9 protein-coding genes are annotated in these 12,970 nt (G+C 60.0%); 4 read left to right on the plus strand and 5 right to left on the minus strand.

Translation table 11 applies throughout. The annotated features are described in order from the left end of the window. The 3 genes from Q7T64_RS01640 to Q7T64_RS01650 form a co-directional block, all read right to left on the minus strand. Window positions 1–1,436: GAF domain-containing protein (locus Q7T64_RS01640; protein WP_304790084.1), on the minus strand; the 1,436-nt coding region annotated here is incomplete at its 3' end. A 102-nt stretch (window positions 1,437–1,538) separates the two neighbouring features. Further along, window positions 1,539–3,383, minus strand: a complete 1,845-nt coding sequence (locus Q7T64_RS01645) for an EAL domain-containing protein (RefSeq protein ID WP_304790086.1) — start codon at window positions 3,381–3,383, stop codon at window positions 1,539–1,541. Window positions 3,384–3,625: 242 nt separating this feature from the next. After that, window positions 3,626–4,648, minus strand: a complete 1,023-nt coding sequence (locus Q7T64_RS01650) for a hypothetical protein (protein WP_304790089.1) — start codon at window positions 4,646–4,648, stop codon at window positions 3,626–3,628. Window positions 4,649–5,152: 504 nt separating this feature from the next. On the opposite strand from Q7T64_RS01650, the gene Q7T64_RS01655 reads away from it, so the two are divergent. From Q7T64_RS01655 to Q7T64_RS01665, 3 genes are all read left to right on the plus strand, one after another. Continuing rightward, entirely contained in the window at window positions 5,153–7,102 is a 1,950-nt protein-coding gene (locus tag Q7T64_RS01655) for a serine protein kinase (RefSeq protein ID WP_304790093.1), read from the plus strand. Window positions 7,103–7,280: 178 nt separating this feature from the next. Next, the gene (locus Q7T64_RS01660) at window positions 7,281–8,450 is read left to right on the plus strand and encodes a DUF444 family protein (protein ID WP_304790098.1); all 1,170 of its coding nucleotides are present in this window, start codon (window positions 7,281–7,283) and stop codon (window positions 8,448–8,450) included. Next, on the plus strand, window positions 8,450–9,835 hold the full coding sequence (locus Q7T64_RS01665) for a SpoVR family protein (protein ID WP_304790101.1): 1,386 nt from the start codon (window positions 8,450–8,452) through the stop codon (window positions 9,833–9,835). Before Q7T64_RS01660 ends, Q7T64_RS01665 begins: the two co-directional genes overlap by 1 nt. 28 nt (window positions 9,836–9,863) lie before the next feature. Here the strand turns inward: Q7T64_RS01665 and serA are convergent, their stop codons facing one another. After that, window positions 9,864–11,060, minus strand: coding sequence for a phosphoglycerate dehydrogenase (gene serA, locus Q7T64_RS01670; protein WP_304790104.1), 1,197 nt, complete (start codon window positions 11,058–11,060; stop codon window positions 9,864–9,866). Between the two features lie 118 nt (window positions 11,061–11,178). On the opposite strand from serA, the gene Q7T64_RS01675 reads away from it, so the two are divergent. Then, a complete protein-coding gene (locus tag Q7T64_RS01675) occupies window positions 11,179–11,952 on the plus strand; it encodes a ferredoxin--NADP reductase (protein ID WP_304790107.1) in 774 nt (257 codons plus the stop codon). 125 nt (window positions 11,953–12,077) lie between these two features. Here the strand turns inward: Q7T64_RS01675 and Q7T64_RS01680 are convergent. After that, window positions 12,078–12,970 (minus strand): 3-hydroxyacyl-CoA dehydrogenase (locus tag Q7T64_RS01680; protein ID WP_304790110.1); only part of this gene is annotated, 893 nt, incomplete at its 5' end.

Raw genomic sequence — 12,970 nt, forward strand, 5'->3', positions numbered from 1 at the left:
GACATATTGGCCAGGAACTCGGACTTGTACCTCGACGACAGCGCCAGCTGGGTCGCTTTTTCTTCCAGCGCCAGCTTGGCCTGTTCCACCTCGCGATTCTTGCGTTCGACTTCGATGTTCTGGCGCGACAGCAGGCTTGCCTTTTCCGCCAGTTCGAGGTTGGTCTGCTGCAGTTCCTGCGCCAGCGACTGCGATTGCGTCAACAGGGTTTCGGTACGGCTATTGGCTTCGATCGTGTTCAAGACCACGCCAACCGATTCCATCAGTTGGTCAAAGAACGACATCTGGATAGGGGTAAAGCAATCCAGCGACGCAATTTCCAGCACCGCCTTCACCTGTTGCCCGAACAGGATCGGCAACACGACGATATTGGCCGGTGGCGCAGCGCCCAGTCCGGACGATACCAGGATGTAGTCGCGCGGCACCTTGGTCAGCCAGATTCGCTGCTTTTCGATTGCGCACTGACCGACCAGGCCTTCGCCCGGCAAGAAGACAGTGGGCAGGCCGCGCCGTGCCCGGTAGCCATAGCTTGCCACCATCCGCAGGCCATTTTGCAAGCCGTCCGGATCGGCCATGTAAAACACGCCGTGATGCGCCGAAACCAGTGGCGCCAGTTCTGACAGGATCATCGAGGTAACGGCCCTGAGATCGCGCTGCCCCTGGAGCAGGCGCGTGATGCGCGCCAGGTTGCCCTTGAGCCAATCCTGCTCTGCATTCTTCTGGGTGGTTTCCTTCAGGTTACGGATCATCTCGTTGATGCGGTCCTTGAGCAAGGAGACTTCGCCCCTGGCCTCGACCCGGATCGATTGCGACAGGTCGCCGCGCGTGACGGCGGTGGCGACATCGGCAATCGCGCGCACCTGGCCGGTCAGGTTGGCGGCCAGTTGATTGACATTCTCGGTCAGGTCGCGCCAGGTGCCAGCCACGCCCTCCACCCGCGCCTGGCCGCCGAGCTTGCCTTCGGTGCCGACCTCGCGCGCCACCCGCGTCACCTCGGATGCGAACGAGCGCAGCTGCACCACCATCGTGTTGATGGTGTTCTTGAGTTGCAGTATCTCGCCGCGGGCGTCGACGGTAATCTGCCCGCTCATGTCGCCGCGCGCGACCGCATCGATCACCCGCGACATTTCCCGTGTCGGCCGGACCAGGTCATCGATCAGTGCATTGACGCCATGTATGGTGCTGTTCCAGCCGCCTGTTGCGTCGGGCAGGCTGGCACGGTGGGCCAGTTGCCCTTCATGGCCAACGATGCGCGCCACATCGCTGATCTCGCCGGCGATCCTGGCCTGCTTTTCGATGATCTGGTTGAGCAAGGCCGCAATTTTTCCATCCCTGCCGCACGTGCCGGCCGGCATCCTTACTGAAAAATCCCCTCTGCACAGCGCTTCGAGCGTGTGCAACAAGAGGTCATCGTCTTCATCGTGGTTTGTCTTCATCGTGGTTTGACAGGCGATGTTCTTGATTGCGCCCTCCTGTCTGTCGTATTGGTGGTGTTGCCTGCATCGGTACTATCGGCCCGGCGCGGCGGCCGGATCGGATCAGGCACTGGCAATTTGCAAGATCCCGCTGGTGAGGTTTTGCGGCGGCATGGCCCGGCTATGCAGGTAGCCCTGGTATTCGTCGCAGCCAAGCGCCCTTAATATATTGAGCTGTTCCTGCGTCTCGACCCCTTCGGCGACGATACGCAGTGCCAGCGCACGGGCCATATTGACGATCGCGGCAACGATTGCCGTGTCGCTCCCGGTCTTGCCCAGGTCGCGCACGAAGGACTGGTCAATTTTCAGGATATCGATCGGCAATGCCTTGAGCACCGACAAGGACGAATAGCCGGTGCCGAAATCGTCGATGGCAATCGTGATGCCGGCCTCGCTGATTTCCCGCAGTACGGCAGTCGCTTTTTCCAGGTCACGGATCAATAGCGATTCGGTGATTTCCAGTTGCAGGCATGCTGCCGGGATGCCGTGCCGGCGCAGGTTTTCACGGATGGTGCCGGGCAGCTCGGCATGTATCTGCGGAATCGCCACATTGACTGCAATGGGCAGCCTGATCCGGCCATGATTGGCGTCCAGCCACTCGCGCGCCTGTGCGCAAGCGGCCGACATGACCCATTCACCGATTGCCACCAGGTGGCCACTGTCGGCGGCCGCGCCGAGGAATTGGGCGCCGGTAATCAGGCCCATGCGCGGATGGCGCCAGCGCAGCAAGGCCTCCACACCCGCCACCCTGCCGGTGCCGATATCGACCTTGGGCTGGTAATGCAGCTCGAATTCCTGGTTTTCAAGCGCTTCCTGCAATTCATGCTCCAGCGTGAGCCGGTCATGCAGCCTTTGGTTGAGCTCTTCATGGAAAAACTCGACGCTGCCACGCCGACGTTGCTTGGCGTGATACATGGCAAGGTCGGCATGCTTCATCAGCGCGTGCGCGGTAGAGCCATCCTGCGGAAACAGGCTGATCCCGATACTGATCGACGCCCGCAGGCAGTGCCCGTTGATATTGAATGGGGTACTGGTCGCCTGGACGATCTTCTGGGCCAGCGCTGCCGCATCCGAATAGGTGGGCAAGGCCTCCATCAGCACCACGAACTCGTCGCCGCCGAGCCGGGCCAGCACATCGGTTTCGCGCACAGCATGGCTGACGCGTCCAGCCACTTCGATCAGCAGTGCATCGCCGACGTCATGTCCCAGCGTATCGTTGACGGCCTTGAACCGGTCCATGTCCAGGAACAGCACTGCCAGGCTCTTTCCCTGGCGGGCGCTGCGTCCGATTGCATGCTCCAGCGCTTCCGTCAGCGAGCGCCGGTTCAGCAAACCGGTCAATGCATCCTTGGTGGCCAGGCCATGGGCCCGCGCCTCCGCCTGCCTGCGTTCGATCACTTCGGCTTCCAGTGCCGCGTTGATCCGCCGCAGGTCGTTCATCTGCTGCAACTGGAGGTCGCGGTTAAGTTCGGCGAGTTCACGCGTCTGCTTTTGGAGCTGGAGGGTTTTCTTTGCCAGCTCGACGAATACCAGGATCTTGTTGCGCAGGATTTGCGGGATCACCGGCGTAAATAAATAATCGACGGCGCCCTTCTGATAGCCCTTGAGCCGATGCATTTCATCAGCGTAATGCGCTGTCACGAAAATGATCGGCACCGAAACGGCGCGGGGATGGGCATGAATGGTTTCCGCTACTTCAAATCCATCCATATCCGGCATATTGACGTCGAGCAGGATCACGGCGAATTGTTGCTGCTGCGCATTCAATACTGCGCGCAATGCCTGTTCACCGCTGGGCGCAGTGACGATCTCATAGCCATGTATGGCAGCCGATCGCTCAAGCAGGCTCTGCAAGGCAAGCAGGCTTGCGTGGTGGTCGTTGACGATGAGGACTCGTGGTTTTTGCACTAGTAGATTCTTTTCTGTTGTAGACGAGAGTGGTGCGTACACGAAACATCATTTGTTTCTCCCGCGCATTATTTGCGTTGGGAATGTCTGGACAGACCACGTTTAGAGCGAGCGGCCCCGCCAATGTTCCCGGGAAGAAGGACAAAAAAATACCCGGCATAGCCGGGTATTCAGTTTCCAAAGAATGCCAGAACGCATTAAGGAAATGCGGTCATCAGGATAGCGTCAGAGCATTTTCCGGCTTATAGATGTGCTTCCAGCAGAGCGCGTAAATCCCTGACGGAAACGCAGTCGGTGGCGCACTTTCCTGCCAGGCTCGGATGCTCATTGATTTTCCTTGCGGCAAGCTTGATTCCCTCTTCGAACTGCGGCTCCCTTGAGACTTTCATCAAGAGCAATCTCTCGCCCTCTACTGGCACTGCGGCAATCGCCTTGTCATCCTGCGCGCCGCGGACCAGGGATAAAAGTGTGATGTCATCCGGTGCCTGGCGCATGTCAATCATGGCGCCCAGTTTCAACAAGCTTGGGTGAAATGGCAGGGGTTCCTGTTGGGGCTCTGCTTGCCTGGTCTTTACCTGGAGCGGCTTGCCATGCTGGACATCGGCCTTTCTCCTCGCACCTTCCGCGGTTCTTTCGAAGCGGCGAGCCAAGGCTCGTGGTGGAGGTGGCACTGGTACCGCCACCGGTTCCGTGTCGGCCATTATCGGCTTGGCTGCAATTTTCCCGACCTTGCTGGGAATGATGTTCAGCGGATACTTTCCCGCCGCCTTGATGCCATCGTCGACCTTGTCATTGAGCTCACGCATGAACGGCGGCTGGCGTTTCCCATCTGTGGCAGCGCGGCTGGCATCTTGCCAAAGCTGGAGCGAGGCGTGCATCAGGGGCGGGAGCGAGGACGGCGCCGGGCCTGATGCCGGGCTTGTCGACACGAACAGTTGCAATTGTTCAAGGACCATGGAGCCCGACAACATCATGCTGCGCCCATTGACGTTGACGGGCAGCGCATCCTTGGCGCCATGCCTGGCGAATTGGGCACTGATCGCCGACAGCATTGACTCGCGGTCATTTTGCCAGAGTCCCTCCTTGTTGACGAAGCGTCGCTCCAGGACTGATCCACTGCTTTTTGCAGGAGAACTTTGTCGGGGATGCGACAGGCCCTCTTTCAAGTCCCTCGCTTTCAAGGCGGTTGCGGCGCCTGTTTTGACAGGCAAGTCTGGTTTGCGTTTGCTTGTGCCAGCCAGGGATTTCTTCAATGGCTTGAACAAGGACTTGATCTCTGCGACTTTCATGCTGCTTCCCCCTGTTTGGATGAGCGTTGAAAACTCCACAGCATCAATCAGCGCCGGGAGATCGCTAAGCGCCCGTGAGAGCGAATAACGGCCATATGTAACAAATTCAGTGCGTTTGTTCCGGATGCCACTGGGGGATGAGGCCGCCGCACATTGCCCACAACATTTCCGTGCGGCATTGTTATTTGCCCCTGAATCCGCTCGAATCCGCTCATCAGCGCGTCATGAAAAAGCATGCGCGGTGACAACAGTTTCCCGCATTCATCCCGGCTGCAAGACTGCGCGCGCACACATCTTGCTATGCCAGGACACAGGGATTTCACAGGCGCGCTTTTTGTCTACTTATTTGTGTGCGCCTGAACTTGCGTTATAGGCCAACGGCAATTGATACATCTCAGGATTTGCCGCCTGTAACGGCATTAGCGTAAGGCAGGAGCGCAAGATGTGACATCCCAACTGAAACAACCAACGGGAGACGTAATGACCATGCCAGATAACGCCAGCAACCAGGATCGACAAGGCGCGCTGATGGAGCGACTGGTGGCCTTCACCAGGGATCACCGGGCGGCAAGCTGGTCTGGCTCGCTGTCCCAATTCCTCGAAACCGTATTGCCTGCCGACCCGAAAGCAATCGCGCGCACCTCGCATCAATACATGTGGGACATGATCCGCTGGACGCGCGCCGAGGATGCCAACGGCAATGTCACCAAGCAACTGTTCGCCGAAGATCTTTTCGGCGTGGATGAATCGATCGAGCGCGTGGTGGATTACTTCAAGGCGGCCGCCGCCGGATCGGAAGTCGGACGGCGCCTGCTGCTGTTGCTTGGTCCGCCTTCGGGCGGCAAATCCAGCCTGGTGATCCTGCTCAAGCGCGGGCTGGAGGAGTACAGCCACACGAACGCCGGCGCCCTGTACGGGGTGCAGGGCTGCCCCGTGCATGAATCGCCCTTGCACCTGGTGCCGCATTCATTGCGCGCAAGCTTTCGCGAAACCTATGGCGTGGATATTTCCGGTGAAGTGTGCCCGCATTGCCGCGCGCGGCTGGAGGACCAGTACAAGGGTGACTTCCTGCGCATGCCGGTCGAACGCATCTTCATTTCCGAAGCCGGGCGCATCGGCATCGGCACCTACGCGCCGCACGACCCCACCACGGCCGACCTGGCTGACCTGGTGGGATCGGTCGATCTGTCCAAGGTCGCGGAATTCGGCGACGAAGGCGATCCGCGCGCCTGGTCCTGGTCCGGCGCCGTCTATGCCGCCAGCCGCGGCATGCTGGAAATGATCGAGATCCTGAAGGTCAAGCGCGAGTTCCTGTACCTGCTGCTGACGCTGACGCAGGAAAAGAATGTCAAGGTCTCGCGCTTCCCGCTGATCTATCTCGACGAGACCATCCTGGCGCACACAAACCTGGCGGAATTCCGCAAGTTCCTGCAGGAGAGCGAGAACGAGGCGCTGCTCGACCGCATGGTCATCATCCAGGTGCCATACACGCTCAATTACAAAGATGAGGCGCGGATTTACAAAAAGCTGATTTCGTCGGCCGCACCCGCTTTCCGTGAAGTTCACCTCGATCCGCACGTGCTGCATGCAGCCGCCGTATTCGCGATCCTTACGCGCCTGCATGAAGGCGAGGAAAAAGAGCAGGAACTCGGCAAGCGGGTCCGGCTGCACGCCGGCGAGGACGTGGAGGGCGTGAACCGATCCGAATCCGAGCGGGCCCGGCAAAAAATGCCGGATGAAGGACTGGGCGGCGTATCGCCGCGCTTCGTCATCAATGCACTTTCGAACGCGATCATCCAGTCCGACAAGTACAGCTTGACCACGATGGACGTACTACTGGCGCTCAAGGACGCCATTGACAGCGATGCCCGCATCGATCCCAAGAAAAAGCGCAAATGGGTCGATTACCTGGTGCTGTCGCGCAAGCACTTCTACAACCGCTGGGTCAAGGAAGACGTGCACAAGGCGCTGTTCGTATCATTCGAGCTGGAAGCCCAGGACTTGCTGGACAAGTATCTCGACGAGGTCGAAGCCACGCTCGACAACCGGCAAGTCAAGGATCCGATCACCAACGAGGAGCGCAAGCCAGATGAACGTTTCCTGCGCTCGGTAGAGGAAAAAATCCATATTTCCGACTCCGGAAAACAATCGTTCCGGCAGGAAGTCGTGCGCAAGGCGATGGGCGCTTTCAAGCGCGGCGAGAAATTCACGCTGGACAGTCACGCGCAATTGCATGACGGCGTCCAGCAATATCTGTTCGAGCAGCGGCGGGAAGTGCTGCGGCTGGTCAGTTCGAGCAGCCGGCCGGACGAAGAGGTGCGACAAAAAATTTCCGTGGTCGAGCGGCGCCTGGTGGATGAATACGGCTATGACCAGCATAGCGCACGCGAAGCGCTCAACTACGTTACGACACTGCTTGCCCAGGAGTAAAGAGGCACCGATGCAAAACGATGTGTCCTGCATCAGGTCTAATTACCGGCGGCTACAAGGAGCTTATTGCGTGACCCATCGTCAATGACCGGTTGCCGCCTGGTTTCCTGTTGGTGCGCCTGTTCATCGTTCGGTGAGCAAGCCAGTGCAATCAGAATCAGAGAAGAGAGGTAAGCAGATGGCAATCCACATGACGATGTCGACCGAAACGCCGTGGTATGACCTGTTCTCCAGGGGTGCCCGCGACTGGCTGCGTCATAACCAGAAAGTGCGGGAGAGTGTCCAGCAAAACTTGCCCGACTTGATTGCAGGCTCGGACCTGATTACCGGCTCCAACGACAAGACCGTTGGCGTTCCGGTGCGCATGCTGGAGCATGCCCGCTTCCGGCTGGCGGATTCGCAGGCGCATCATCAGATGGATACCGGACAAGGACAGGGCAAGCCCGGTGACGTGTTGCGGCCAGGCCAGGGCGGCCCCGGCGATGAAGAGGGCCAGGGGGGCAACAACGAAGGCGAAGTGCGGCTGATGCTCGAACTGAAGGTGGACGATATCGTCGACTGGCTGTGGGAGGAGCTCAAGCTGCCCGACCTCCAGCCCAAGCGCAATACCGTGGTTGAAGATGAAGACTTCGTGCGCGAGGGATGGGACAAGCACGGCGCGCGGGCACGGCTCGATCGCCGCCGCACGGTCAAGGAAGCAGTAAAACGGCGCGCGATCCAGCAAAACCCGGTGCCGTTCACCAATGAAGATTTACGCTTTCGGCAATTGGTACAACGCAAGAAGCCGGCAACCAATGCAGTGGTGCTGTTCGCGCTCGATGTCTCGGCCAGCATGACCGACGCTGAACGCAAGCTGGCCAAGACCTTCTTTTTTTTCGTGCTGCAAGGCATCCGCCGGCGCTATGGCAAGGTGGAGACCCGCTTCATCGCCCACACCACCCAGGCCTGGGAATTCAATGAGCACGAGTTCTTCCAGGTCACCGGTACTGGCGGCACCGGTGCGTCGACTGCTTTCAACCTGGCCTTGCAGATGATCGAAAGCGAATACGACCCGTCGCAATACAACGGCTATCTTTTTTACGCGTCCGACGGCGAGAATTTCACCGAGGACCGGGTGGCCGCCACCGAAGGGCTGACCAGGCTGTCGACGCTGCTCAATTACATCGGCTATGTCGAAACCGTTCCCGGCTCGCCCCGTTCCACGGATACCGAGATGAAAATGATCGCCGGCGAGCTTGAGCGCCAGGGCGCGCCGGTCGGCACCTGCGTGCTGTCGCGGCCGGACGACGTATGGAATGCGATCCGAAAATTTTTCGTTCAGCACGTGCAACAGGGCGAGGTGGCGTAATGCATGCAGCAAGCGTGAAAGATGAGCGTCTGCAAGACTATTCACAACGCATGGAGGAGCTCGCCACCCGACTGGGGCTGGACTACTACCCGGTCGATTTTGAACTGGTTCCGAATAATTTCATGATGGAGATCGCGGTGTACGGCTTGCCGGTGCGCATGCCGCACTGGTCATTCGGCATCCGCTACATCCACCAACTGATCCGCCAGGGCATGGGGCACTCGCGCATCTTCGAGGTGATGTTCCCGGGCGACCCCTGCCATGCCTACCTGGTCAACAACAAGACCCTGCCGGAGAACACCCTGGTGGTCGCGCATGTACTTGGCCATGCCGATTTTTCAAAGAACAACCACCTGTTTGCCCACTTCATGCAAATGGCGGGCGGACACATACTCGAGCAATCGGCCGCGCGCGCGCACCAGATCGACGCCGCGCTGGAGGAACATGGCCAGGAGCGGGTTGAAGCGATACTCGATGCCGCGCTGGCGCTGGAGCCGCATATCGACGTCAACCAGGAATTGCACCGCGCGCCCTATTCCACCGAAAGAATACCGGCGCCGCAAAAGCTGGAAGGCGCCTTCAGCCGCCGCTTCAATGCGCTGCCCGGCGAAGCCGCGCCGCCGCTGGCAGAAAAGCAGGCCCGCAAGGCATCAGTGCCGCCACAGCCGGAGTACGACCTGCTCTGGTTCATTGCGAATTACGCGCCGGACCTGGAAGGCTGGGAGCGCGACATTTTCCTGGCCGTGCGTGAAGAGTCGTACTACTTCTACCCGGTGTTCGCCTGCCAGATCATGAACGAGGGCTGGGCATCCTACTGGCATGCCCGCCTGTTGCGCGAGGCGGATTTCCTGCCGCAGGACCTGTACCTGTCCGCCATCAAGGCGCACTCCGACGTGGTACGCCCATACGCCGCGGACAATCAACTGGCGCTGGCCGTGAACCCCTATCACCTGGGATTTTCGATCTGGGAAGACCTGATCGAAAAGCGGGGCATCGATGCCGCACGCCAGATCATGCGCGAGGAAGACGATTTTGGCTTCATCCGCAATTACCTGACGCCCGAGCTGGCCGAAAAGCTGGAGCTGTTTGTCTATGAGACGCAGGACGATGGCGGCATCAAGATCGCCAATCGCGACATCCATGCCGTGCGCGAATCGATACTCGCGCCAAAATTCAACTATGGCGCACCGCGCATTGCCGCCTCCGAATTGCATGTGGACGGCAGCCTGGAGCTGGTGCATGACTTCCGCAGCGACGGCCGCGGGCTCGATGTCGGACGCGCCGAACGCGTACTGGAATATATCGCGCGCGTCTGGCGGCGTCCGGTTTCGCTGCATACGGTCGGGTACAGCGGCAACGCCCGGGTCGTCACCAGCAAGCGCTAGCCGCGAGATCGCAAGCGCTGCCTGTTGCTCAGAGCAGCTGGCAGCGGATCACGGCAGGCGCGGCGCACAGCTTGCGCATCAATTCCGGCGGCACCGGTTCGTCGACATCGGTAATGGCGTAGCCGATCGCGCCCTTGGTCTGCAAGTGCTGGGCCACGATGTTGAGCCCCATGCTGGCATATTCCACATTCATCCGCGCGATGACGCCCGGCTCGTTCTTGTGCACATTCAGTATGCGGCTGACGACTTCCTTGGCCTGGTGGGCAATCTCGGGGAAGTTGACCGCCGAGCGTGTCGTGCCGGCAGTCAGGAAGCGCACCAGCTTTTCGGCCACTTCCTGTCCGATATTCGCCTGCGCTTCTTCGGTACTGCCGCCGATGTGCGGCGTCAGGATCACGTTGTCATGGCCACGCAGCGGCGAAATGAATTCCTCCTTTTCGCTGCGCGGCTCGTGCGGAAACACATCCAGCGCCGCGCCCGCCAGCCGCCCGTCGCGCAAGGCAGCGTCGAGCGCATCGATCTCCACCACGCCGCCGCGGGACGCATTGATCAGTACCGAATTGGGCTTCATCATTGCCAGCCGTTCGCGGTTCATCAGGTTCACCGTGCCCGGCCCGCCGGGTACATGCAGGGTCACCACATCGGCCTGTTCCAGCACTTGCTGCAAGGGCAGCGGCCTGGCGTTGCCCAATGGCAGCTTGCTTTCGGGATCGTAATAGCGCACCTGCATGCCGACACTTTCGGCCAGTATCCCGACCTGGGCGCCGATGTTGCCGTAGCCGATGATGCCCAGCGTCTTGTTGCGTGTTTCAAAGGCGCCCAGTGCGCTCTTGTCCCAGATGCCGCGGTGCGCCTTGGCGTTTTTTTCCGGTATCCGCCGCAGCAGCAGGATTGCCTGTGCGATGACCAGTTCAGCAACGGAACGGGTATTGGAATACGGTGCATTGAACACCGGTATGCCGGCCTGCGCTGCCGCCACCAGGTCGACCTGGTTGGTGCCGATGCAAAAACAGCCTATCGTGCGCAGGCGCGGCAGGTGTTGCAGTACCTCGGCGCCCAGGTGCGTGTTGGAACGAATGCCCACGGCATCGGCTTCACCAAGCGCATCAAGCAATTCCTGGCCGGACAGTGCGCGCGGGAACTGCCGGATCCGGTCGAAGCCATGCTGCTCGAAATAGGCAACGGCAGTCGGATGTATTTTTTCCAGCAGGACGATTTCGCTCATGGTGTTGATGGCCTCGTTGATGATGTTTTCATTTGGGTGTCAAATGCGTAGAAAAGTGCCGCATCCTGCAATCAGCTCGCTGTGCCGTATCCTGTAAGCAGGCGAAATGGAAACTGCAATGACCTTAACTGATAAATCGACGCCACAGCGCGTACTGGATGTCCGCTTCTGGACCGAGACCCTGCTCAGCTTCACGCTCACGCGCCCGCCGGATTACCGCTTTGTTCCGGGGCAATACTCGCGCCTGGGCCTGCCGGCTGAAAGCGGGCAGATGGTCTGGCGCGCTTATTCGGTCGTTTCCGCACCCGGCCAGGATCTGCTTGAGTACTACGGCGTCATCGTGCCGGGCGGACTGTTCACCAGCGAGCTCAAGCGCATCAGGCCGGGCGATACGATCCATCTGGACAAGCACCTGTTCGGATTCATGACCGCTGACCGGTTCAAGGATGGTGCGAGCCTGTGGATGCTGGCTACCGGCACCGGGCTCGGCCCGTTTGTATCGATCCTGCGCGACAAGGCCGTGTGGGCACAGTTCCGGCACATCGTGCTGGTGCACGGCGCCCGCCATGCGGATGAACTGTCCTACAGCGAAGAATTGCACGCCATGCAGCAAAGATCCGATGGTCAGTTCCGGCTATTGCAAAACGTGACCCGCGACGATGACCTGGCCGCATTGCCGGCAGGCGTCATGCGAGGGCGGATCACGACGCTAATGGCGAACGGTCAACTGGAAGAGGCGGCAGGCGAGACGGTCGCGCCGGTGAATGCAAGAGTGATGCTATGCGGAAATCCGGCAATGATTGAAGAAATGCGGGCGCAACTGCATGCCCGCGGCATGCAGCCTCTGCGGCGCGCGTCGCCGGGGCATTTCGTCACGGAAAACTACTGGTAGCGACAAGAGCGCCGGCCTCGCTGCATGGCAGGCTGGCCGGCGGCGCGCTGCAAGGACTTGATCGCGGGCACAGCCTGGTTGCCAGACGGAAGCGCAGTTCCGAAAACCAGCCAGGCGCAAGCAGGTCAATTGAATGTCTTGCCCTCGGCAGCAAGGCGCGCCAGTCGCGGTGAAGGCGTCCAGAAATCGCCATGGCGGCCTTTCGCATACTGCGCCATCGCCATCACCACGTTGGGCAGGCCCACCGTGTCGGCGTAGAACATCGGACCGCCGCGGAATACCGGGAATCCATAGCCGGTCAGGTAGACCATGTCGATGTCGGACGCGCGCAAGGCGATGCCATCTTCCAATATTTGCGCGCCTTCATTGACCAGTGCAAACACCAGCCGCTCGACGATTTCCTGGTCGCTGATCTTGCGCCGCGCCACGCCGATGTCGGCCGAATGCCTGACGATCATGTCATTGACCACCTGCGAGGGAATCGGCTTGCGCTCGCCCGCCTTGTAGTCGTACCAGCCAGCGCCGGTCTTCTGGCCATAGCGGCCCATTTCACATAGCAGGTCGGCAGTTTTGGAATAGCTCACGTCCGGCTTTTCGACGTAGCGGCGTTTGCGGATATACCAGCCGATATCATTGCCGGCCAGGTCGCCCATCCGGAACGGCCCCATGGCAAAGCCGAATTTCTCGACGGCACGATCAACCTGCTCCGGCAGCGCGCCCTCTTCCAGCAGGAAACCAGCCTGGCGGCTGTATTGCTCGATCATGCGGTTGCCGATGAAGCCGTCGCACACACCGGACACCACACCGACTTTTTTGATTTTCTTGGACAAGGCCATCGCCGTGGCGAGCACATCCCGTCCGGTCGCAGCGCCGCGCACGATCTCCAGCAGGCGCATCACATTGGCCGGGCTGAAGAAATGCAGGCCGATCACATCCAGAGGCCGCTTGGTGAAGCCGGCGATGCGGTCCAGGTCCAGCGTCGAGGTGTTGGAAGCCAGGATAGCGCCCGGCTTCATGA

The sequence above is a fragment of the Lacisediminimonas sp. genome (genome assembly GCF_030645335.1).
Lineage (GTDB): Bacteria > Pseudomonadota > Gammaproteobacteria > Burkholderiales > Burkholderiaceae_D > Lacisediminimonas.